Origin of the sequence: Serratia sp. G204Y (assembly GCF_051172435.1) — a bacterium.
Classification (GTDB): domain Bacteria; phylum Pseudomonadota; class Gammaproteobacteria; order Enterobacterales; family Enterobacteriaceae; genus Serratia; species Serratia sarumanii.
Genome location: NZ_JBPIZA010000001.1, coordinates 693,088 through 715,477, shown reverse-complemented (window position 1 = coordinate 715,477; position 22,390 = coordinate 693,088). Strand labels below are relative to the sequence as shown.

General features: G+C 59.7%; 26 protein-coding genes. 8 read left to right on the top strand and 18 right to left on the bottom strand.

Going from position 1 to position 22,390, the window contains the following annotated elements:
* Window positions 1-16: 16 nt before the first annotated feature.
* From flgD to flgB, 3 genes are read right to left on the bottom strand one after another with little or no spacing between them, the layout of a single operon-like run.
* Window positions 17-694: a flagellar hook assembly protein FlgD gene (gene flgD, locus ACSBQQ_RS03525; protein WP_033634994.1), complete on the bottom strand. Its 678-nt coding sequence runs from the start codon at window positions 692-694 to the stop codon at window positions 17-19.
* 12 nt (window positions 695-706) lie between these two features.
* Window positions 707-1,111 (bottom strand): flagellar basal body rod protein FlgC, encoded by a 405-nt coding sequence (gene flgC, locus ACSBQQ_RS03520; protein WP_004934826.1) that lies wholly within the window; start codon window positions 1,109-1,111, stop codon window positions 707-709.
* 5 nt (window positions 1,112-1,116) lie between these two features.
* Entirely contained in the window at window positions 1,117-1,530 is a 414-nt protein-coding gene (flgB, locus tag ACSBQQ_RS03515) for a flagellar basal body rod protein FlgB (protein WP_033634995.1), read from the bottom strand.
* A 160-nt stretch (window positions 1,531-1,690) separates the two neighbouring features.
* On the opposite strand from flgB, the gene flgA reads away from it, so the two are divergent.
* The 5 genes from flgA (at window position 1,691) to ACSBQQ_RS03490 (ending at window position 4,161) form a co-directional block, all read left to right on the top strand.
* Window positions 1,691-2,344 (top strand): flagellar basal body P-ring formation chaperone FlgA, encoded by a 654-nt coding sequence (gene flgA, locus ACSBQQ_RS03510; RefSeq protein ID WP_039565500.1) that lies wholly within the window; start codon window positions 1,691-1,693, stop codon window positions 2,342-2,344.
* A gap of 129 nt (window positions 2,345-2,473) precedes the next feature.
* Window positions 2,474-2,785: a flagellar biosynthesis anti-sigma factor FlgM gene (gene flgM / locus ACSBQQ_RS03505; protein ID WP_033647786.1), complete on the top strand. Its 312-nt coding sequence runs from the start codon at window positions 2,474-2,476 to the stop codon at window positions 2,783-2,785.
* Window positions 2,786-2,825: 40 nt separating this feature from the next.
* Window positions 2,826-3,260, top strand: a complete 435-nt coding sequence (locus ACSBQQ_RS03500; RefSeq protein WP_039565498.1) for a flagella synthesis protein FlgN — start codon at window positions 2,826-2,828, stop codon at window positions 3,258-3,260.
* Between the two features lie 230 nt (window positions 3,261-3,490).
* Window positions 3,491-3,862, top strand: a complete 372-nt coding sequence (locus ACSBQQ_RS03495; protein WP_033647787.1) for a type II toxin-antitoxin system RelE/ParE family toxin — start codon at window positions 3,491-3,493, stop codon at window positions 3,860-3,862.
* Window positions 3,859-4,161 carry a helix-turn-helix domain-containing protein gene (locus ACSBQQ_RS03490; protein WP_033632742.1) on the top strand — a complete coding sequence of 101 codons (303 nt, stop codon included), beginning with the start codon at window positions 3,859-3,861 and terminating at the stop codon, window positions 4,159-4,161. Before ACSBQQ_RS03495 ends, ACSBQQ_RS03490 begins: the two co-directional genes overlap by 4 nt.
* Before the next feature lie 2 nt (window positions 4,162-4,163).
* Here ACSBQQ_RS03490 and ACSBQQ_RS03485 read toward each other — a convergent pair whose 3' ends face one another.
* The 15 genes from ACSBQQ_RS03485 to flhD form a co-directional block, all read right to left on the bottom strand.
* Window positions 4,164-4,568 (bottom strand): flagellar protein FlhE, encoded by a 405-nt coding sequence (locus ACSBQQ_RS03485; RefSeq protein WP_033635000.1) that lies wholly within the window; start codon window positions 4,566-4,568, stop codon window positions 4,164-4,166.
* Window positions 4,568-6,646 carry a flagellar biosynthesis protein FlhA gene (flhA, locus tag ACSBQQ_RS03480; RefSeq protein WP_033635001.1) on the bottom strand — a complete coding sequence of 693 codons (2,079 nt, stop codon included), beginning with the start codon at window positions 6,644-6,646 and terminating at the stop codon, window positions 4,568-4,570. Before flhA ends, ACSBQQ_RS03485 begins: the two co-directional genes overlap by 1 nt.
* Complete coding sequence (gene flhB / locus ACSBQQ_RS03475; protein WP_039565494.1) at window positions 6,639-7,790, bottom strand: flagellar biosynthesis protein FlhB; 1,152 nt, start codon at window positions 7,788-7,790, stop codon at window positions 6,639-6,641. Before flhB ends, flhA begins: the two co-directional genes overlap by 8 nt.
* A 165-nt stretch (window positions 7,791-7,955) precedes the next feature.
* Complete coding sequence (gene cheZ, locus ACSBQQ_RS03470; RefSeq protein ID WP_033647790.1) at window positions 7,956-8,600, bottom strand: protein phosphatase CheZ; 645 nt, start codon at window positions 8,598-8,600, stop codon at window positions 7,956-7,958.
* Window positions 8,601-8,610: 10 nt separating this feature from the next.
* Window positions 8,611-9,000 carry a chemotaxis response regulator CheY gene (gene cheY / locus ACSBQQ_RS03465; RefSeq protein ID WP_004934862.1) on the bottom strand — a complete coding sequence of 130 codons (390 nt, stop codon included), beginning with the start codon at window positions 8,998-9,000 and terminating at the stop codon, window positions 8,611-8,613.
* A gap of 102 nt (window positions 9,001-9,102) precedes the next feature.
* Complete coding sequence (locus tag ACSBQQ_RS03460; protein ID WP_033635003.1) at window positions 9,103-10,152, bottom strand: protein-glutamate methylesterase/protein-glutamine glutaminase; 1,050 nt, start codon at window positions 10,150-10,152, stop codon at window positions 9,103-9,105.
* Window positions 10,152-11,024, bottom strand: a complete 873-nt coding sequence (cheR, locus tag ACSBQQ_RS03455) for a protein-glutamate O-methyltransferase CheR (protein WP_060387923.1) — start codon at window positions 11,022-11,024, stop codon at window positions 10,152-10,154. The genes ACSBQQ_RS03460 and cheR overlap by 1 nt, the downstream gene beginning before the upstream one ends.
* A gap of 37 nt (window positions 11,025-11,061) precedes the next feature.
* On the bottom strand, window positions 11,062-12,678 hold the full coding sequence (locus tag ACSBQQ_RS03450; RefSeq protein ID WP_033653630.1) for a methyl-accepting chemotaxis protein: 1,617 nt from the start codon (window positions 12,676-12,678) through the stop codon (window positions 11,062-11,064).
* Between the two features lie 76 nt (window positions 12,679-12,754).
* Window positions 12,755-14,425 (bottom strand): methyl-accepting chemotaxis protein, encoded by a 1,671-nt coding sequence (gene tsr, locus ACSBQQ_RS03445; protein ID WP_060427898.1) that lies wholly within the window; start codon window positions 14,423-14,425, stop codon window positions 12,755-12,757.
* 195 nt (window positions 14,426-14,620) lie between these two features.
* Window positions 14,621-15,121, bottom strand: a complete 501-nt coding sequence (gene cheW / locus ACSBQQ_RS03440; RefSeq protein WP_060427896.1) for a chemotaxis protein CheW — start codon at window positions 15,119-15,121, stop codon at window positions 14,621-14,623.
* A 32-nt stretch (window positions 15,122-15,153) separates the two neighbouring features.
* A complete protein-coding gene (cheA, locus tag ACSBQQ_RS03435; RefSeq protein ID WP_060427894.1) occupies window positions 15,154-17,175 on the bottom strand; it encodes a chemotaxis protein CheA in 2,022 nt (673 codons plus the stop codon).
* Window positions 17,172-18,242, bottom strand: coding sequence for a flagellar motor protein MotB (gene motB / locus ACSBQQ_RS03430; RefSeq protein ID WP_049211911.1), 1,071 nt, complete (start codon window positions 18,240-18,242; stop codon window positions 17,172-17,174). The genes cheA and motB overlap by 4 nt, the downstream gene beginning before the upstream one ends.
* On the bottom strand, window positions 18,239-19,129 hold the full coding sequence (gene motA, locus ACSBQQ_RS03425; protein WP_015378266.1) for a flagellar motor stator protein MotA: 891 nt from the start codon (window positions 19,127-19,129) through the stop codon (window positions 18,239-18,241). The genes motB and motA overlap by 4 nt, the downstream gene beginning before the upstream one ends.
* A 144-nt stretch (window positions 19,130-19,273) precedes the next feature.
* Entirely contained in the window at window positions 19,274-19,858 is a 585-nt protein-coding gene (gene flhC, locus ACSBQQ_RS03420) for a flagellar transcriptional regulator FlhC (RefSeq protein ID WP_016927281.1), read from the bottom strand.
* Window positions 19,858-20,208 (bottom strand): flagellar transcriptional regulator FlhD, encoded by a 351-nt coding sequence (flhD, locus tag ACSBQQ_RS03415; RefSeq protein WP_033647796.1) that lies wholly within the window; start codon window positions 20,206-20,208, stop codon window positions 19,858-19,860. Before flhD ends, flhC begins: the two co-directional genes overlap by 1 nt.
* Before the next feature lie 927 nt (window positions 20,209-21,135).
* Between flhD and ACSBQQ_RS03410 the strand changes: the two genes are divergently transcribed.
* The 3 genes from ACSBQQ_RS03410 to uspC all read left to right on the top strand — a co-directional run bounded on the left by ACSBQQ_RS03410 (window position 21,136) and on the right by uspC (window position 22,385).
* The gene (locus ACSBQQ_RS03410) at window positions 21,136-21,498 is read left to right on the top strand and encodes a hypothetical protein (protein ID WP_049211913.1); all 363 of its coding nucleotides are present in this window, start codon (window positions 21,136-21,138) and stop codon (window positions 21,496-21,498) included.
* 54 nt (window positions 21,499-21,552) lie between these two features.
* Window positions 21,553-21,768, top strand: coding sequence for a transcription modulator YdgT (gene ydgT, locus ACSBQQ_RS03405; protein WP_033635010.1), 216 nt, complete (start codon window positions 21,553-21,555; stop codon window positions 21,766-21,768).
* A 197-nt stretch (window positions 21,769-21,965) separates the two neighbouring features.
* Entirely contained in the window at window positions 21,966-22,385 is a 420-nt protein-coding gene (uspC, locus tag ACSBQQ_RS03400; protein ID WP_033635011.1) for a universal stress protein UspC, read from the top strand.
* Window positions 22,386-22,390: the final 5 nt, after the last annotated feature.

Here is a 22,390-nt window from a genome sequence, read left to right as displayed (position 1 = left end):
AGCCTGATGCTTAGGGTTATAAGATCTGTCGCACGTCTTCCAGGGTGGCGTTGCCGGCCAGGCCGAGATCCAATTTGGCGCCGTTGCCGTCGCGGATCACGCCGTTGACCAGCCCGAAGTGCAGGCTGCGCGCCACCAGCTGCTCGCCGTTGCCTTTGGCGTTAACCGCCACTTTGTAGGCGCCGTCAGGCGCGGTGGTGCCGTCATCCAGCGAACCGTCCCAGGTGAAGGCGTGTACGCCGGCGGTCAGGCCGCCGATTTCGATGGTGCGCACCACCTGCCCGCTGGCGTTGGTGATGGTGGCGGTCACCTGATCGGCGGCGCGCTCCAGTTCCACGCCGAACGGCGTGGTGCTGACCTTGCCGTCCTTGCTGCCGACCAGAATGTTGTTGCCCGGCACCATTACGCCGTGACCGATCAGCGCAGTCGCCTGCAGCGACTGATTGCTGTTGATCTGGCCGGAGATCGACCCCAGCGTGGTGTTGAGTTTTTCGATACCCTGAACGGTGTTGATCTGCGCCAGCTGCGAAGTCAGTTCGTTGTTCTGCATCGGATTGGTCGGATCCTGGTTTTTCAACTGTGCCACCAGCAGCGTCAGGAAGCTGTTGTGCAGATCCTGGCTGTTGGTATTTTTGCTGTTGTTACCGATGACGGTGTTGTCCAACGACTCGTTGGTGGTTGCGGCGATAGCCATGGGAACCTCCGGTTACTGACCCAGCGTCAGGGTTTTCATCATCATCGACTTGGTGGTGTTGAGCACCTCGACGTTGGCCTGGTAGCTGCGGGAAGCGGAGATGGTGTTGACCATTTCCCCCACCACGTCGACGTTCGGCATGCGCACGTAGCCCTTGGCGTCCGCCAGCGGGTTGCCCGGCTGATACACCAGACGTTCGGGCGCCGGATCGTCCACCACCTGGGCGACGCGCACGCCGCCGGTCGGCTGCCCGGGCGCCGCCGCGACCTGGAACACCACCTGCTTGGCGCGGTAAGGCTCGCCGTCCGGGCCGGTCACGCTGTCGGCGTTGGCCATGTTGCTGGCGCTGACGTTCATGCGCTGGGATTGCGCCGATAGCGCCGAGCCGGAGATATCAAAAATGTTCAGTAAAGACATGCGCCTTATCCTTGTTGCAGCACGGACATCATCCCTTTGATCTGCCCGTTGAGCAGCGTCAGATCGGTCTGATATTTCAGGCTGTTATCGGCAAAGTTGGTGCGTTCGCGATCCATGTCCACCGTGTTGCCGTCCATCGATGGCTGGTCCGGCACCCGGTACAACAGATCGAGCTGCGGCGGCTGCAGGGTCTGCGCCGGGATGTGGCGCGCCGCCGTCAGGTTCAGCGACATGCCGTTACCGTTGACGCGCCCTTGTTCCAGCACTTTGTTCAATTGGCTGGCGAAATCGATATCCCGCGCCTGATAACCCGGTGTGTCTGCGTTGGCGATATTGGCGGCCAGAATTTCCTGCCGCTGGGCGCGCAAGTTCAGCGCCTCTTGGCCAAAGCGCAGAGCCGCGTCCAGTTTGTCGAGCATGCTCCCTCCGCGAGGTTAGAATTTGGAGTCGACAGCATAAACGCCCGCTGCGCCACCCTATCGCGGGAATAAACGCAAAATGGGGCGCTATTTATCTGCTTAGCCTGCGCGCGCTGCGGGTACACTTACGCGTATCCCGATGAGGCTTGAGAAGATGACGATGAAAGGTAAAATGCTGCTGCTTATCGGTCTGCTGTGCAGTCTGAACGCGCGCGCCGACGATCTGGCGACGCAAATCGAAAGCTTCATCCAAGGCAAGTTCAGCGGCGAACCGGTGCAGGTGAAAGTGCGGGTGCGCACGCAGCCGGCCCAGTGGCCCGCCTGCGAACTGCCGCAGCTGTCGCTGCCGCCCAACGCGCGGATCGGCGGCAACGTCAGCATTTCGGCGCGCTGTGGCCAGGAGCGGCGTTTTATCCAGACGCAGGTGCAGGTGTTCGGCCGCTATCTGGTTTCGGCGCGCGGCATCAGCGCCGGCAGCCGGTTGACCGCGGCGGATCTGACGTTGAAAGAAGGCCGGCTCGATACCCTGCCGCCGCGCGCGCTGACCGAAGCGGGCAAAGCGTTGGGCGCCGTCAGCCTGCGCAACATCAGCCCCGGCCAACCGCTGACCCTCGCCATGCTGCGCCGGGCCTGGATTATCAAGGCGGGGCAATCGGTACAGGTCAACGCGCAGGGCGAAGGATTCAACATCAGCGGTGCGGGCAAGGCGATGAACAACGCCGCCGCCGAAGACAGCGTGCGGGTGCGCATGGCGTCCGGGCAGATCGTCAGCGGCGTGGTCGGGGACGACGGCGCGATCCGCATTACGTTATAAAAAAGTAAAGGTTCCGCAAACCTTGCCGATAAGACAAATCAAGCAGCATTTTATCGGCCAGCAGGGCCGCAACACTTTCATTGCAGCGTCGTCGCCCCCGAGCGGTCACGGCGTAAACGGAGATGGACCATGAGTATCGATCGCACCCAGCGGTTACAGCCGGTTTCCACTGTGCAACCGCGTGAAACCCCGGCCGACAACCCGCTCCAACCGCGTAAGACCGCCGTGGCCGAAACGGCCGTCAGCGGCACGCAGGTCAAGCTGAGCGAGGCGCAGGCGCGCCTGATGCAGCCGGGCACCCAGGATATCGATATGGGCCGGGTCGAGGCCATCAAGCAGGCGATCCGCAGCGGCGAACTGAAGATGGACGCCGGCAAAATCGCCGACGCGCTGCTGCAAGACGCGCAGAGCGACATTCAATGGATCGCCGGGCGCGACTGACGGCGCGGCGGCGAGTAGCGGTAAAGGATAAGTCATCACTATGGAAAAACTGGCACAACTGCTGGATAAACTGTTGGAAACGCTGCAGGCGCTCAATGGCGTGCTGGAGGAAGAGCACGACTTGCTGTGTTCCGGCCAGTTGCCCGGCGTGGCACTGCAGCGCGTCACCGATGCCAAAAGCCAGCTGCTGGCGACGGTCGCCTACCTCGAGCAACAGCGCCTGGGGCAGGAAAAAGCCTGCGGGCAACGCGCGCCCTACGCCAGCCATGCGCCCCTGGCAGATCGCTGGCAACGCGTTCAACTGCTGAGCCAAACGCTGCGCGAAAAGAATCAGCACAATGGCCTGCTGCTCAATCAGCAGATCGACCATAACGCTCAGGCGCTGGCGATCCTGAGCAAGAACAATAAATCGCTGTATGGCCCGGACGGCCAGTCGCACGCCGGCAGCCTGCTCGGCAGAAAAATCGGCGTCTGACCTGACTCATTTCGCCCGGTGAACGCACCGCCGGGCGCGGGTTTCCCCGGTTATGCGCAGCCTCTCGCAATTTCTTCTTACCGCTTTCTGAATTCCCTTAACGCTATGCGCCAGGCTGCGCAGAACGGATATTTTCCTGTTCCCCATCACTCCCTATTTCGTCATCTTAGCTCGGTCGTTAAACATCTTGATCTGTACCCATCAAGGGTATATTTTCACACGGAGAGTGAATGACCGACATTTATCTCACAAAAGCCTTCCAGACATTTGCCGGCGACGAACGCATCAGTGACGCCACGATAGTGAAAGCGGCGCGAGAGATGCAAAATCAGTTGTACGACGCCAATCTCGGTGGTTGCGTTTACAAAAAACGCATCGCCCGGATGGGGAGTGGAAAACGGCGCGGGTATCGGGTCTTAATCGCAACGGCAGATGAAGGCAGGATCTTTTTCATGTATGGCTTTGCCAAAAACGAAAGAGACAACATCAATCAGGATGAGTTAATTTCCTGGCGGCATTTGGCGGCGCTGTATCTGGATTATTCACCATTCAGACTGTATCAGCTGGTCAACTGCGGGGAATTAATAAGGTTACAACTATGAGCAAGATGCTGAAATCGATCCACCAGGAAGTTCAGGGCCTGCACCGCGCCGGTTTCGTCGACGACGTGACCATGCGCACCTTCGACATGCTGTGCCTGCGGCCGGTAAAACAGTTCGGGCCGGCCGAGATCCGCGCATTGCGCGAACGCGAAAACGTCAGTCAGCCGGTGTTTGCGCTGTATCTCAACGTCAGCAAAAAGGCGGTGCAGAAATGGGAGCGCGGCGAAGCGCAACCGAACTCCGCCGCGATGAAGCTGTTGACGCTGGTGGAACGCAACGGCCTGCAAATTCTGGCCTGATCCTACTGATAATTGACGATCACCTGATTGCCAATCACTCGCAGCGGCGGGTTCAGCCCGCCTTGCGACTGCACGTAATAGACAAAGCGCAATTCCGCATTGGCCGGTTCGCCCTGCAAACCGTTGCTGCTGCCGCTGCCGCCGCCGAGCGGAATGCAACGGTTTACCGTGCAGAGCTGGGCCTGCAGCCCGGCCGGCTCCGGCCCCAGCAAACGGTAGCGCCAGCTGACGCGGGTGATGCGCGCATTGGCGTCCGGCAGCGCGTTCGGCGGCCGCAAACCGGCGGACTCATCGCGCATGCCGCCCTGTTCCAACGTCACGCCCGCCCCTTCGGCCACCCAAGAGCCGGACACCGCGCCGGCAGTCAACGGGGCCAGCAAACACAGCACGAACAGACAGCGTTTCATCAGGCGGCTCCGATGGTCGAGGTCATGCGAATCTGGCGATCGTCGTTGATCTCGAGGTTGGACAGCACCACGAGCTGCGGCAGGCTGCGACGCAGGAAGCGCGCCAGTAAAGGCCGCAGCGCATGGTTAACCAACAGCACCGGCGGCGCGCTGAGCATCTCTTGCCGCTGCAGCGCCTGGCGCGCCTGTTCCAGCAGGCGATCGGCCAGCCCCGGCTCCAGCCCGCCGCCGCCCTGCAACGCCTGCAGCAACAGACGCTCCAGTTGGGTATCCAGACCGATGACCTGAATCTCGCCGTTGCCCGGGAACCACTGCTGCGTGATCGCCCGGCCCAGCGCCACTCGCACCACGGTGGTCAGTTCATAAGGATCGCTCTGCGCCGGAGCGTGCTCCGCCAACGTTTCGACAATGGTGCGCATATCGCGGATGGAGACGCGCTCGGCCAGCAGGTTTTGCAGCACCTTGTGCAGCGTGGTCAGTGATACCACGCCCGGCACGAAGTCTTCGGTCAGCTTCGGCATCTCCTGCGACACGCGATCCAGTAACTGTTGGGTTTCCTGGCGGCCAAACAGCTCGCTGGCGAACTGGCCGATCAGGTGATTAAGGTGTGTCGCCACCACGGTGCTGGCTTCCACCACGGTAAAGCCCTGGATCTGCGCCTGCTCACGCAATGCGCTGTCGATCCACACCGCCTCGAGCCCAAAGGCCGGATCGACGGTTTTGTCTCCCGCCAGCTCGCCCACGGCATTGCCGGGGTTGATCGCCAGCCAGCGGCCCGGCTGCGCTTCACCGCTGCCGATTTCGACGCCTTTCATCAGGATGCGGTAGCTGGCAGGCGGCAGTTCCAGGTTGTCGCGAATGTGTACCACCGGCGGCAGATAACCCATGTCCTGCGCGAATTTCTTGCGGATCCCGCGGATACGCCCCAGCAACTCGCCGTTTTGTTGAAAATCGACCATCGGAATCAACCGGTAGCCCACCTCCATCCCCAGCGGATCTTCCAACTGTACGTCAGCCCAGCTGGCTTCGGCGGCCTGCGGGTTGTCCGGCATCACTGGCTCTTCAACCGCTCTCGGCGCCTGTTGTTCACGGCCGCGCAGCCACCAGGCCAAGCCCAGCAAAGCGGCGGTAAACAGCAGGAACACCAGGTTCGGCATGCCCGGCACCAGGCCCAACAGCCCGAGCACCCCGGCGCTCAACAGCATCACGCGCGGATTGTTGAACAGCTGGCCCACCATCTGCTCGCCGACGTCCTGATCGGTCGCGACGCGGGTGACGATAACGCCGGCGGCGGTGGAGATCACCAGCGCCGGGATCTGCGCCACCAGGCCGTCGCCGATGGTCAGCAGCGTATAACTTTCCGCCGCCGCCCCCAGCTCCATGCCGTGTTGCACCACGCCGACCAACAGGCCGCCGACCACGTTCAGCACCATGATCATCAGGCCGGCGATGGCGTCGCCGCGCACGAATTTACTGGCGCCGTCCATCGAGCCGTAGAAATCGGCCTCCTGGGTGACTTCGGCGCGGCGTTTCTTCGCTTCGTCCTCGCCGATCAACCCGGCGTTCAGGTCTGCGTCGATCGCCATCTGCTTACCCGGCATGCCGTCCAGCACGAAGCGCGCGCCCACTTCGGCGATACGCCCCGCCCCCTTGGTGATCACCATGAAGTTGATCAACACCAGGATGATGAACACCACGATACCGATGGCGAAGTTGCCGCCCACCAGGAAGTGGCCGAAGGCCTCCACCACACGGCCAGCGGCGGCGGAACCGGTGTGCCCTTCCAGCAGGATGATGCGCGTCGACGCGACGTTGAGCGACAAACGCAGCAGCGTGGAGAACAGCAGAATGGTCGGGAAGGCGGCGAATTCGAGCGTGCGCTGGGTGAACATCGCCACCAGCAGCACCATGATCGACAGCGCGATGTTGAAGGTAAACAGCAGGTCGAGGATAAACGCCGGCAACGGCAGCACCATCATCGACAGGATCAGCAGGATCAACACCGGGCCGGCCAACACCTGCCACTGCGTATCTTTAAAATTGCCCGGCAAACGAAGCAGGGAGGCCAAATTAGCCATCAGAGTCACTCTCTTTTGCAAAATCCAGTGCTTCCGGCACCGGTAAACGTTCAGGTTTTTTCGGGATCAGGCCGCCCTCGCGCCGCCAGCGGCGCAGTTGGTACACCCAGGCCAGCACTTCGGCGACCGCGGCATACAGGGTGGCCGGAATATGTTGCCCAATCTCGCTGTGTCGATATAGCGCACGCGCCAGCGGCGGCGCTTCCAGCATCGGGATGCGGTGTTCCGCGCCGAGCTCGCGGATGCGCAAGGCGATTTCACCGGCGCCCTTGGCCAGTACTTTCGGCGCACTCATTTTTTTATCGTTGTACTGCAACGCGACGGCGTAGTGCGTCGGGTTGGTGACGATCACGTCCGCCTTGGGCACATCGACCATCATGCGGCGCCGGGCGATCGCCCGCTGCTGCTGACGAATGCGCCCCTTGACGTGCGGATCCCCTTCCTGATCCTTGAATTCGTCGCGAATATCCTGCTTGGTCATCTTCAGCTTTTTGAAGTGGCTCCACAGCTGGTAGAACACGTCGAACGCCACCATCGGCGTCAATCCCAGCACCACCAGAAAACCGCAGAACAGAATCATCTGCAGCGCATTGCCCAGCGCGTCGAGCGGCTGCTGGGTCATCAGATGCAGCATCGCCGCCCAGTTGTGCCACAGATAAAGACCGGTCACCCAGCCGACCAGCGTCGCTTTCAGGATCCCTTTCAGCAGCTCGGCCAGCACCTGGCTGGAAAAGATGCGCTTCAACCCGGACAACGGGTTCAGCCGTTTCAAGTCGAACTTGATCGACTTGCCGCTGAACAGGATGCCCCCCAACAGCATCGGCGCGGCGAGCGCCACCAGCACCAGCCCCGCCATGATTGGCAACAGCGCCAGCACCGCCTGGCGCAGCAACATGCCCAGCTGGCGCAGCATCTGTTTATCGTTGCTGACCATGCCGTGGTCGAAGTTCAAGCCCTGCGTGAGCATCGCCGCCAGCTGTTGCGCCATGTTGCTGCCGGACATCAGGATGATCGCCAGGCCCGAGAGCAGCATCAGTACCGAGGTCAGTTCGCGGGAACGCGGGATCTGGCCGTCTTCACGCGCCTTCTCCAGCCTATGGGGCGTGGGGGCCTCGCTTTTTTCCAGATCGCTGTCTTCAGCCACGAAACGCCGTTCCTGTGTCGGGAGGGTAAAGAATGGCGGTCAGCATGCCAAAAAATTGGCGATGTCATTGACGGAACAACGGGGGAAAAGGCGGGTTATTTAGGGGATGAGACGAAAACTGCGCGGAATGTTGTCGGGGCGCGCCGCTGCGCGCCCCGATAAGCCTCAGAAACCGAGGCTGTCGAGCAGATCATCGACCTGCGCCTGGTTGGCGATCACGCCGACGCCGTTCTGGTCGAGCTGCGGGCCGTTCAGCAGGCTGTCGTTTGGCCGTTTTTCCTTCACCGGCTGCTCCGGCATGTTTTCCATCAGCACCATCAGCAGCTGCTTTTCGATCTCCTGCACCACGTCCATCATGCGCTTGATCACCTGACCGGTCAGATCCTGGAAGTCCTGCGCCATCATGATCTCCAGCAGCTGGGCGTTGGTGAAGGCCGTATGGCTCGGCACCTGATCCAGATACTGGCGCGTGTCGTTGACCAGAGAACGCGCGTCGTCCAGTTCGATAGGATTGGCGAACCACTCGTCCCAGCGCCCCTTCAACGCGTTCGCGCCGGATTCCAGCTCCGCCTGGCGCGGTTGCGCCGCCTCCACGCAGTTCAACGCCCGTTCCGCCGCCTGCGCCGTCATGGTTACGACATAGTCAAGACGGTCGCGCGCATCCGGGATCGCCTCTGCCGCCTGGGCGATCGCCTGATCGAGCCCCAGTTCGCGCATGCTGTCGCGCAGCATTCGGGTCAGTTGGCCGATGCGGGAAATGATCTCTCCCGCGGTCGCTGCATCGCTGGCAGGCATTGGAATGTCTCTCATCGCCCTCTCCTTACATGCCCAATTTTTCAAAAATCTTGTTGAGCTTTTCTTCCAGCGTCGCCGCCGTAAATGGTTTCACTACATAACCGCTGGCGCCGGCCTGCGCCGCCGCGATGATATTTTCTTTCTTGGCTTCCGCCGTCACCATCAATACCGGCATCGCGGCCAGCGCGCTATCGGCGCGGATGGTTTGCAGCAGCTCCAGCCCGTCCATGTTCGGCATGTTCCAGTCGGACACCACGAAGTCGAAACCGCCGGCGCGCAGCTTGTTCAGCGCATCCGCGCCGTCTTCAGCTTCTTCGACGTTGTTGAAGCCCAGCTCTTTGAGCAGATTTCTGACGATGCGACGCATGGTGGAAAAGTCGTCCACAACCAGAAATCTGAGGTTCTTGTCTGCCATTGTTACTCCTGAAATAGTTAACCGTTTAATGATGCAAAACCGCAGGCCGCCGCGCGGCGAACCTGGGTCATATCGCCGCCGAGTAGACCCTGCGGACTAAAATCAAATGCGCAATGCCTGGCCGCCGGCGATCTGCGCCAACATGCGCTGGCTCATCCTGTCCAGCTCGACCACTTCGCTGACGCCGCCGCCGGCGATCGCCTCGCGCGGCATGCCGAACACCACACAGCTCGCCTCGTTTTGCGCCAGGGTATAGGCCCCGGCGCGGTGCATCTCCAGCATCCCCGCCGCCCCGTCGTTGCCCATGCCGGTGAGGATCACGCCCACCGCATTGCGGCCGGCATATTGCGCCACCGAGCGGAACAGCACGTCGACCGACGGACGATGGCGGTTAACCGCCGGGCCGTCATGCAGCTTCACCTGATAGTTGGCGCCGCTGCGCGCCAGTTCCAGGTGGCGATCCCCCGGCGCGATGTAGGCATGGCCCGGCAGCACGCGCTCGCCGTCCTCCGCTTCTTTCACCGTGATCTGGCACAGCTTGTTCAGCCGCTCGGCGAACGAACGGGTGAAACCGGGCGGCATGTGCTGGGTGATCAGCAGCGCCGGACTGGTGGCAGGCAGCGGCTGCAGCACCTGGCGGATCGCTTCGGTGCCGCCGGTGGAAGCGCCGATGGCGATCAGTTTTTCACTGCTCAGCAGCGGCGCGTGGCTGAGGATCGCCGGCGCCGGGCTGTTGGAACGCTGCGGCAGGCGCGCCCTGGCGGCGGTGCGGATCTTCTCGGCAATCAGCTCGCTGTAAGCCAACATGCCTTCGCGAATGCCGAGCTGCGGTTTGGTCACGAAGTCCACCGCGCCCAGCTCCAGCGCGCGCAGCGTGATTTCCGAGCCTTTGCCGGTCAGCGAAGAGACCATCACCACCGGCATCGGCCGCAGGCGCATCAGCTTCTCGAGGAAATCCAGCCCGTCCATGCGCGGCATCTCGACGTCCAGCGTCAGCACCTGGGGATTAAATTTTTTGATCAGATCGCGCGCCACCAGCGGATCCGGCGCGGTCGCCACCATCTCCATGTCGGCGTGGCCGTTCACGATTTCCGTCATCAGCTGGCGCATCAATGCCGAATCGTCTACGCATAACACTCTGATTTTACTCATTACCTCTCCTTGGTCAGCCCATACACGGTCTGCCCACGCAAGTAGAAATCCCGGCTGATCTGGCTGAAATTCTCGGAGTGGCCGGCAAACATCAGCCCCCCCGGCTTAAGCAAGGGAACGAAGCGGCGCAGGATGCGCTCCTGCGTCGCCTTATCGAAATAGATCATGACGTTGCGGCAAAAAATGGCGTCGAACTGCCCCGGCAGCGCCCACTCCGGCGCCAGCAGATTCAGCGGCTGAAAGTTCACCCGCGCCGCCAGCTCCGGCCGCACGCGCACCAGCCCCTGATGCGGCCCGGTGCCGCGCAGGAAATAGCGCTGCATTTGGGGCGGCGTCAGGGTGCGCAGATCTTCCTGGCGGTAAACGCCCGCTTCCGCTTTTTCCAGCACCTGCGTATCGATGTCGCTGGCCCAGACCTGGCAACTGCCGGCCCGCTGGCCCAATGCATCGCTCAGCGTGATGGCGATCGAATACGGCTCTTCGCCGGTCGAGGCCGCGGTGCTCCAGACGCTGTAGCCGTTCGGCCGCGAGCGCGCGTGTTCCGCCAGGATCGGGAAGTGATGCGCCTCGCGGAAAAAGGCCGTCAGGTTGGTGGTCAGCGCGTTGATAAACGCCTGCCACTCCGCGCTGTTCGGATCGCTTTCCAGCAGCGCCAGGTAGTCGCCGAAATCGTGCAATCCCAACAGCCGCAGCCGGCGCACCAGACGGTTGTAAACCATCTCGCGCTTATGCTCCGCCAGCACGATGCCGGCGCGTTGATAAATCAACTGGCTGATACGGCGAAAATGCACGTCCGACAGCGGCAGGCGCTGCACCATTTGCGTCAACATCGACGCAGTATCCCGGTTAGAAGTTGACGGCACCTGTTTCATGCCACCTCACCGGGGAAACACGTGCTGCTTATGCGGTTTAACAATCTTGGGCTTCCTTTACCACGGGTGAAACTGCGTTGTTGCTGTTACCTGGCGCGACGAAGTTATCGTCCGCCAGACGGAATACCGCGACCGCGTCAGCCAGGGTAATGGCCTGCTCTTCCAGCGCGGTGGCGGCAGAAGCGGACTCTTCCACCAGCGCGGCGTTCTGCTGGGTGACCTGATCCATCTGGGTCACCGCCTGCGTCACCTGCTCGATGCCGCGGCTCTGTTCATCCGAAGCCGACGCGATCTCGCCCATGATGTCGGTCACGCGGGTCACCGAACGCACGATGTCCTGCATGGTGGCGCCGGAGTTTTCCACCAGCACCGAGCCGTGTTTGACGCGGCTGACCGATTCATCGATCAGCACCTTGATCTCTTTCGCCGCCTGCGCGCTGCGGCTCGCCAGGTTGCGCACTTCGCCGGCGACCACGGCGAAACCGCGCCCCTGTTCACCGGCGCGCGCCGCTTCCACCGCCGCATTGAGCGCCAGAATGTTGGTCTGGAAGGCGATGCCGTCAATCACGCTGGTGATGGCGCCGATTTTCTGCGAACTGTTGGCGATATCGTGCATGGTGGTCACCACGTCGCCGGCCAGTTCGCCGCCCTTGGCCGCGGTGGCCGAGGCATCGCGCGCCAGTTGAGAAGCCTGCCGCGCATTATCGGCGTTCTGTTTCACCGTGGCGGTCAGCTGTTCCATGCTGGCGGCGGTTTCTTCCAGCGACGCGGCCTGCTGCTCGGTGCGGGAAGAGAGATCGTTGTTGCCTTCGGCGATCTCCTGCAGGCCGATCAGAATCGACTCCGCCCCGTCGCGCACCGCGCCGACGGTGCCGATCAGCGACTGCTGCGTGCGTTGCAGGCTGGCGAACAGCATGCTGATTTCATTGCGGCCATACACCTGAATCGGCGTCGCCAAATCGCCGGCGGCGATGCGTTCAAAGTGGCTGCGGATCTGGTTCAGCGGCTGTACCAGCATGGTGCGTAACCACCACATGGCGCTGCCGGTCACCACGATCAGCATCAAGACCGCCCCCGCCAGCATCAGGCCCGCCAGCGTGAAGGAGAACTGGTTGGCGTCTCTGGCTTCGCTGATGTCGCCGTTGACCAACTGCAGGTACTGCACGAAGTCGGCTTCGAACAGGTCCTGGGTTTTCTGCGTCGGCTGATCCATAAACGCCTGCAGCTCCCCTTTCTCCAGGAAGCCGATCAGCTCGCGCAGCGCGCCGCGCAGCCGCTCGTAGCTGGCCTTGGTGGTTGCCGTCTGCTGACTCTGTTGCTCACTGCTGCGCTCAACCGCCATGAACTGATTGAAATAAAGATCGGCCTTCTGCAGCGAACTGCGAGCGCTGCTCATCAATTCGTTCACCTGCTCCTGCGGCAGTTTCAGCGCCGCACGGGTGCCGGCGCGGTTCAGCGTATTGCGCGCCTGCAACAGCGACACCCAGCTCAGGCTGAGCGAATCGCGCTGCTGGCTGCCGAGGGTGATGATGTCGAGGTTGTGGTTATCGGAGCGAAACGCGGAATACGACAGGCCGCTGCTGGCCAGCTGCAGAACGCAGAAGGTCATCAACAACAGGAACAAGCTGGTAGAGATACGGATTCGGTTAAACACTGTGAACCTCCTTGCAGCCGGCCGGCGACCGGCCTACGTAGGGGAAAGGGCCGCTGCGAGAGAGGCCCGATACCGGTCAGAACGTTTCCCAGTTATCCTGCAGATCGCTGGCGTTCATTTTCTTATGATTGATTACCGGTGTTACCGTCGCCCTGCTGGTGACAGGCGCTTTAAACTCTTCCTGGCCTTCCGCCCTCAGGCGGAATACCGCCACCGACTGGGTCAGCATGCTGGCCTGTTCTTCCAGCGCCGCCGCCGCCGAGGCGGATTCTTCCACCAACGAGGCGTTCTGCTGGGTCACGCGGTCCATTTCCGCTACCGCCTGGCCAACCTGATCGATCCCGCGGCTCTGTTCGTCCGACGCCGAGGCGATTTCGCCCATGATGTCGGTCACGCGGGTAACGGCGTTGACGATGTCGCCCATGGTTTCACCGGCGCTTTCCACCAGCACGGAACCCATATCGACGCGGCTGACCGAGTCTTCGATCAGGCCTTTGATCTCTTTGGCCGCCTGCGCGCTGCGCTGCGCCAGGTTGCGCACTTCACCGGCCACCACCGCGAAGCCGCGGCCCTGCTCGCCGGCGCGCGCCGCTTCCACCGCGGCGTTCAACGCCAGGATGTTGGTCTGGAAGGCGATGCCGTCGATCACGCCGGTGATATCGGCGATTTTCTGCGAGCTGCCGGCGATGTCGTGCATGGTCTGCACCACGTTGGCCACCACCTTGCCGCCCTTCTGCGCGGTTTCGGAGGCGCTCAGCGCCAGCTGTGAAGCCTGACGGGCATTTTCGGCGTTCTGTTTCACCGTCGCGGTCAGCTGTTCCATGCTGGCGGCGGTCTCTTCCAGCGAAGCGGCCTGCTGCTCGGTGCGGGAGGAGAGATCGTTGTTGCCTGCGGCGATTTCAGACGCGCCGCTGTAGATGGCGTCCGCGCCCTGACGTACGCCGCTGACGGTTTCGATCAGTTCGCTTTGCATGTGTTTCAGGCTGGCCGCCAGCACGCCCATTTCGTTGCGGCTGGTGACCACGATCTGCTGAGTCAGGTCGCCGGCGGCGATCTGTTTGATGTGGTCAATCATGCGGTTCAGCGGGCGCACCAGGATATGATGGATGCCGGTCCAAACGAGCACGATCACGGCCAACACGACCAGCAACACGATCACCAGCGTCCAAATGGCCGAGGAGAACGACTTGTTGCTGTCTTCTACCGCGCCTTGGTACAGCTTGTCGTTTTGTGCCAGGTAGGTGTTGTAGATCTGCTCGAAGCCGTCCTGATAGCTTTGTGTCGGTTGATCGAAGAAGGCATTGATTTTGCCTTCGCCCAACAGCTGAATCAGTTCGGTCAAAGCACCGTGCAAGATGTCATACTGTTGCTTGAGTTTTTCCGCGGACTGCACGTCCTGACGCGGATCGAGAGGAATTTTTTCATAGGCGGCGTAATGCTGTTCCGCGACCGTCAGCATGCTCTTCGCCGAAGTCAACAGATCGGTAACGGTGGCACCGCTGCCGATTTTGTTGGTATCCATCATGTAACGAATACCCGCTCGGTTCAGGGTATTACGAGTCTGCAGCAGGTTGACCCAGCTTTCGTTCAATTCAGACTGCTGCTGACGAATCGTCTGCAGTACGGCAAAGTTCTCTTTATCATTCTTGAGCGAGGAGAAAAAGAGTCCGCCCGAAATCAACTGCAAGGCGCCAAACAGCACCAACACCAGCAACAGGCTGGTGACCACCTTCATACGATTTAACATGATTTCCCTTGTTGAAGCCCGCGCAGACAGGCTCTGATGACGTTGAATGTGAGAGTTATCGGCGCCGTGCGGCAAAACTTTATGCGGGAAAGTAACTATTTTTAGTGGGGGTTCCGGGCGCGGTCTGCGGCGCCGCGACAGGTCAGGAAGAGTGATGGATGAAGGGGGCAGCGCCCTGCCCCCTGGCGTCATGAATCAGACGCTTTTCGCCACGCTGTCGACCAGCGACATCTCTTCGCTGCTCAGCAGCTTTTCGATATCCACCAAGATCAACATGCGCTCGCCCAGCGAACCGAGACCGGTGAGGTATTCGGTCGCCAGCGTCACCGCGAACTCCGGCGCCGGGCGGATCTGCTCGGCGATCAGCGACAGCACGTCGGAAACGCCGTCGACCACGATGCCCACCACGCGCTGGCCAAAGTTCAGCACGATCACCACGGTGTTTTCATCGTAAGACACGCTTTGCTGCGAGAATTTCACCCGCAGATCGATGATCGGGACAATCACGCCGCGCAGGTTGGTGACGCCCTTGATGAACGCCGGCGTGTTGGCGATGCGGGTCACCTGATCGTAGCCGCGAATTTCCTGCACCTTGAGGATATCGATGCCGTACTCCTCATTGCCCAGGGTGAAAATCAGAAACTCTTGCCCTACCGTTTCGCCAGCCAATTTGCTGACGGCTGCCAATCCTGCCATATCATTCACCTTTTAAATCAATAAACTCATTATTATGCGGCGGCGTCCGTCAGACGCTTTTCACGGTTCAAGGTTTGCAACGCCGAGACATCGACGATCAAGGCCACGCTGCCGTCGCCCAAAATGGTCGCGGCGGAGATGCCCGGCACTTTGCGGTAGTTGCTTTCCAGATTCTTCACCACCACCTGATGCTGGCCGATCAGTTGATCCACCAGCAACGCATAGCGGCGGCCGGCGCTTTGCAGGATAACGACGATGCCCTGCGTGGCGTCGGTTTTGGCGCCGTCCACTTCAAATACCCGATACAGCTCCACCAGCGGCAGATATTCGCCGCGCACCTGCAGCACGCGTTCGCCCCCGGCCAGCGGGTGCAAGTCTTCCGCCTGCGGCTGCAGCGATTCCATCACCGCGTTCAGCGGCAGGATAAAGACTTCGTCGTTCACCTTGACCGACATACCGTCGAGGATCGCCAGCGTCAGCGGCAGCAGGATGCGGATGGTGGTGCCTTTGCCGGCCTGCGAACGGATCTCGACGTGGCCGCCCATCTCCTGAATATTCCGTTTCACCACGTCCATGCCGACGCCGCGGCCGGAAACGTCGGTCACCTGCTCGGCAGTGGAGAAGCCCGGCGCGAAGATCAGCATGCCGACTTCTTCGTCGCTCATGCTGTCGCTCACCGCCAGCCCTTGCGACGCGGCCTTGGCGAGAATTTTTTCGCGGTTCAGGCCGGCGCCGTCGTCGATAACCTCAATACAGATGTTGCCGCCCTGATGTTCGGCCGACAGCACCAGATTGCCCACCGCCGATTTGCCGGCGGCGACGCGGGTGGCCGGTTCTTCGATACCGTGATCGAGGCTGTTGCGCACCAGGTGCGTCAACGGATCGATGATGCGTTCGATCAGGCTCTTGTCCAGTTCGGTGGAACTGCCCTGCAGCGTCAGCTCCACCTGCTTGTTCAGCTTGCCGGCCAGATCGCGCACCAGGCGCGGGTAGCGGCTGAAGACGTATTCCATCGGCATCATGCGGATCGACATCACCGACTCCTGCAGATCGCGCGCGTTACGCTCCAGCTGGCTCATGCTGTTCAGCAGATCGCCGTGGTTGACCGGATCGAGCGTGCCGGAGCGCTGCGCCAGCATCGACTGGGTGATCACCAGCTCGCCCACCAGGTTGATCAGCTGATCCACCTTTTCCACCGCCACGCGAATGCTGGTGGACTCGCTCGCCTTGGCGCGCGCTTTCGGCGCTTCCGCCGGAGCGGCGGCCGGTTTGGCGGCAGGCGGCGCGGCGTTCGCGACCGGCACAGGTGCAGGTTCCGGCGCGGCGACCGCTGCCGGTAAGCTCGCTTCTGCAACGGCCGGTTCGCTCTGCGTCGGCGTCGAGAAGCTGATTTGTTCCGGCTCCAGCACGAAGCACAGCACGGCGCTGATGTCGTCTTCGCTGGCGGAGGTGAGCAACGTCACGTCCAGACTGTGTTCCGTCTGATGAGGGTCTTTAACCTCACCGAGGTTGCCCAGCTCTTCCAACATCAAGGGGATTTCACTGGCTTTCAGCCCGTTCAGGCTGATGCGCATGCCGCCTTCGATCGCCGCCGGCGCGGCCGCCGGCTTCACGACAGGCTGCTGAACGGCCGGTTGAGCCGCAGGCGCCGCCTGCTGCTGTTGCGCTTCCAACGCCAGCTGGCGCAGCGCCTGGCAAATGTATTCAAAGCTTTCGGCGTCAGGCTGTTGCGAGGTTTTATAGGCGTCCAGTTGCTCCTGCATAATGTCTTTGGTTTCCAGAAACAGGTTGATAATCTCGGTGCTCAGGCTCATTTCCTGGCGTCTTGCACCGTCCAGCAGGTTCTCCAGCAGGTGGGTGGTTTCCTGCAGCACCGAAAAGCCAAAGGTCGCCGCGCCGCCCTTGATCGAGTGCGCCGCGCGGAAGATGGCGTTCAACGGCTCGATATCGGGGGCCAGCGGATCCAGCTCCAGCAGATGTTGCTCCATGTCGGCCAGCAACTCGTCCGCCTCATCAAAGAAGGTCTGATAAAAATCGCTAATGTCCATGCTCACGGGGTCACCTCTGGCTGTGAGTCGCGGTTAGTCGGTGCGGGTGCGGCCGCCGGTTGTTCCGGCGCCTGATCGGCCGGGGCTATCGCCGGGGATACCTGCGCTGGGACGCTCGGCGCTGGCGTTGACGCCGCCGGCTCCAGGGCTGCCGCCGAGGGCTCCGGCGTTTGGCTGGCCGGCGCAGTCGCCGACGGCGCCAGCTGTTTCAGGCTGTCCGGCTGGGCGATATCCATCGCGTTGCTTTCGGCATTTTCATGTTCGATGCCTTCTTGCGTTTGCTTATTCAGCACCAGCACGGTGATGCGACGGTTAATCGCGTCATCGGCGCCGTGCTGTTTCAGGCTCATGGTGGCCGCCATGCCCACCACCCGCAGCACCTTGCCTTCCGCCAGACCGCCGGCGATCAGCTCGCGTCGGGAGGCGTTGGCGCGATCGGCCGACAGCTCCCAGTTGCTGTAGCCGCGCTCGCCGCTGGCGTAAGGGATATCATCGGTGTGGCCGGACAGGCTGATCTTGTTCGGCAAATCGTTGAGGATCGGCGCTATCGCCCGCAGAATATCGCGCATGTAGCTCTCGACCTGCGCGCTGCCGGTTTTGAACATCGGCCGGTTTTGGCTATCGATAATCTGGATGCGCAGCCCTTCGTCCATCATGTTGATTAGCAGATGCGGGCGCAGCGCCTTCAGGCGCGGATCGGACTCAATCAACTCATCCAGCTTTTCGCGCAGCTTGTTCAGGCGCAGCTCTTCGGCGCGCTTATCCGGCGAATCGACCTGCTTTCTCACCAGGCCGTGCTGCTGCGTAGGATCGTCGCCGCCGCCCGGGATCGGGCTGCTTTCGGAGCTGCTCTTGTCGCCGCTGGTCAGGGCCACCTTGAGCGGCGTGCGGAAATATTCGGCGATTTGCGTCAGCTCCTGCGGGCTGGCGATCGCCAGCAGCCACATCACCAGGAAGAACGCCATCATCGCCGTCATAAAGTCGGCATAGGCGATCTTCCAGGAGCCGCCGTGATGGGCGGCATGATGTGACTTGCGCTTTCTGACCAGAACGACCGGATGATTCTGTTTCATGCTTCTTCTTCTTCCGTCGCCTGCTGCGCCGGCGCTTTCACGCGGCGCACGTGTTCTTCCAGCTCAACGAAAGAAGGACGTTCGGTGGTATACAGCGTTTTGCGGCCAAACTCGACGGCGATCTGCGGCGCGTAGCCGTTCAGGCTCGACAGCAGCGTGACCTTGATGCACTGCATCATCTTGACGTTTTCGGCGCTCTTCTGGCGCAGCAATGTGGCCAGCGGCGAGATGAAGCCGTAGGCCAGCAGAATGCCGAGGAAAGTACCGACCATGGCGTTGGCGATCAGCGCGCCCAGTTCCGCGGCCGGCCGATCGGCCGAAGCCAGGGCGTGCACCACCCCCATCACCGCCGCGACGATACCGAACGCAGGCAAGGAGTCGCCCACCATCGCCAGGCTGCCGGCGGGCACTTCACTTTCCTGCTCGTAGGTTTCGATCTCTTCGTCCATCAGCGCTTCGATCTCGAACGCATTCATATTGCCGCTCACCATCAGCCGTAAATAGTCGGTAATGAACTCCACCAGGGTGTTATCGGCAAGGATGCGCGGATAATTAGAAAAAATTTCACTTTCTTGCGGATTATCGATATCGAACTCGAGCGACAGCATGCCCTGCTGGCGCGATTTGGCCAGCAGGCGGAACAGCAGCGCCATCAGATCCATGTACAGATCTTTGTTGTATTTGGAACGGCGCATCAGCCGCGGCAGCGCGCGCAGCGTGGCTTTGATTGCCTTGCCGTTGTTGCCGACGATGAAAGCGCCGACCCCCGCCCCGCCGATAATCAGAAATTCCGCCGGCTGATACAACGCACCGAGGTGACCGCCCACGATCAGGTAGCCGCCAAACACCGCACCCAATACCACCAGATAACCCAAAATAACTAGCACACGCATTCCTTAAATTAACAATGTGGATGGAAGGTGGGGCAAACGCGCCCTGGCGCACAGACCAGGCTGCGTGTCTGGGGGCGGCATGCCGCCCCTGCGTATCACACGTCGGTATTCATTGCCGAGAGCCGGCAATGTGGCGGCTCAAATGGCGCGTTTGACCTGCTCGTCCAGCAGTTGAGGAATAATATCGGCCAGTTGCGGCGAAAGTTTACGTCTTTTTACGGCGCGGGATGGGGGTTGGCATAAACTGCAGATGAAACCGTTCAGCGGCTGGTGCGCGTGGGTAATAAATGCGCCGCCGCAGCAGCTGCAGGCAGAGAGCTGCAGCATGCCGCTGTCGACGAAACGCACCAGCGTCCAGGCACGGGTCAGCGCCAGCAACGGCGCCTCGCCGGCCTGCTGAGGACACTGCTCCAGGTAGAGGCGATAGGCTTTGATCACCGCCTCCACTCCGCTGCACTGCCCGCTTTTCATCAGAAACAGGTAGGCGTTGTAAAACATCGACGAGTGAATATTTTGTTCCCAGGTCATAAACCAGTCGGTTGAGAACGGTAACATTCCTTTTGGCGGCGGGCTGCCGCGTAACTCCTTGTAAAGTTTAATCAAGCGCCCGCGGCTGAGCTGGGTTTCGCTCTCCAGCATCTGCAATCGGGCTCCCAGCGAAATCAGCTCCATGGCGAGCTGAATGTCCTTGGCTTCTTGAACGATACTTTTCTCAACCATCATCAGGCTCTTTTCTTCGTCGGGCTAGCGTCTTTACTCGATAGCTCTTGCAGTAAATGGCTTGATAGCAAAATGCCGGTATGGATTTGTTGCAGATCGTCGACGCGCGACTCTTTGGTCAGGCGTTCGATGGTCTGGCTTTCGTTAAAGCGGAAGTGGCAAACCAGCTGGTTGGTCTCGGCCAGTTTCACCATTTGCGGCAAAGTCAGCTGCGCCAGCGCATCGGCCATGGCTTCATCAATACCAAGACGGAACATCGCGGACGCTTTTTCATCGTTGATCAAACGCTGTGCTAAAAGTAAATATGACAGATTGATGTCATAAATATGCTTAAGTAATTCAGACGTACCCATATTCCCCATCCCGACAGACTATGTTTAAAAACATACGCTGGGTGATAAATTTTATCGCCCGTGACCTGGGTTGTTTCCCAAAGCTGGCAAATTAATCTCTCAAAAACGACTGCTATAATTTTCAACAATCGCTAAATTTGACCACTGTTCAGTATTTGCTACGAGCGTAAACCAACGTGTATGGATGTACAGCATTCTGCTTCGATAGTGTTTAGTCACCATGAAACTATTTTTACAAATTTAATAAGATTATTCCTAAAGCAGCGCAACTCTACCCCCGAACCATTAGCACACACAATGTAAGTGAGAGGCAATTTTAAATACAATGTGACATAGATCACAAAAATAAAAAATAATTAAGCCAAATACACCCAAATACGCTCACTTATTGACCGCCATTTTGTTCACAAAACAGCCACAGGTAAAAAAACGTCTTAAAAACAATGTTTATCCGCCAAAAAATTATCTTTTTTAGATCAATTCGAACAAAAGCATCACCAAACCAAAATAACAGAACAAAAATCTGTATATAGGCAACAAACTCAGTATAAATAACCATTTGAGTTACTAAAAAATATCCAAGCTGAAAAATAACACGTGTAAACTATAAGGCTATTGGCTATCGGATTTGACTTAAGCCCTCAGCCTGAAGCTGTTCTAATTTTCCACATCAGGTGATTATGGCTTATCAATGATTCGCTGGCGTAGTGAACAAGCGAACAGACGTAACGATATGTTTCCGTATTAGCGCAATGCAAGAATGCTTTTTCTACATTAGAGTTCCCCAAAACGATATATCGGCAGCAATCCATAAAACTTTAATGCCTTTATTTCTTTTTCTGTCGCCGTGATAATTCTCTCTCCCCCAGAGATTATTTACATGGCTTACGTTTTCATCACGTCATTGTCATAAAATAAAACGCAGTTTTGTTTTACTCTTCATATTTCCCCATCGAGAAAAACGGCTTTTCAGCGCAAGTGACGACGACAAACACCGCCCAATGCCGCAGCGGCACCACGGACGGTGAAAAAATCACCGCAAAAGATGGCCTGGCGCGGCGCCGCGAGCTTGTGCACGGCAAGAACGACGACGCGTCGGCCGTCAACCGCCCTGAGACTTTCCCTATTTATCCGTTTATCAGCAGGATGAGATTGCTGACGGCGCACTGGCATATTATGATTTATCAAAGCGCCGCTACGTGCGGCGTGACATCATTACCCGGTGCAATTTATCTACTTGAAATGATTTTTGTCAGGTCGTACATCGCTGCCTCGACGGCGTCGCCGTGAGCCGCCGATGTGTTATTCACCCGGCTTTAACTATTAACAGGCTATATTTTAATCATGACCGATACGCTCGAATATCTGCTGACATTCCGTAAATGCTCCTCTTTGGACAGCCTGGAGAAGGTGTACGACAAACTGAACTACTCCATTGAAAATGATAAAGAAATGAGCAACATGTACCGCGCCGCCGACCACCGTCGCGCCGAGCTGGTTGCCGGTAAATTGTTCGATCTGGGCAAGGTGCCGAAAACGCTGTGGGCGCAGGTGCTTTAATTCAGTGAAATTACGTGCGGCAACGGTTTTATCTTTTATTGCTATATAACCGGGGTAAATTCGGCTTTTATTGCCGCGCGTGATGCGAAACACATTTATTCCCCCCGCCAGGCTCTACCCTTTATCCAACGCAGTACCTCCGCCAAGGCCGCCGATGCGGCAGCCTAAAATGCGATGGATACAACAAGGAGTGGGATATGGGGTATCAAAACGTTCTGGTCACCGTCGCCGTTGCCCCTGACAGCCACCGCCTGGTGGAAAAAGCCGTCTCCATCGTCCGCCCTTACGGCGGCAGCATCACCTTGTTAAGCACCCTCGCCAACCCGGAAATGTACAATAATTTCGCCGGGCCGATGCTGGGGGATTTGCGCTCGTTGATGGAGGAGGAAACCCGGCTGTTTATGGAGGAACTGCGTCAACGCGCCGGTTACCCGATCGCCGATGCGCTGATCGTGCACGGCGAGCTGGGTGACAGCCTGGAATACGCCAGCCGCCGTCAGCCGTTCGACCTGCTGATCTGCGGCAATCATCGCGACGGCATGATGAATAAGGTCTCCTGTTCCGCCGCCCGCTTTATCAATATCAGCCATATCGACGTGCTGATCGTTCCGCTCTAAGGCTA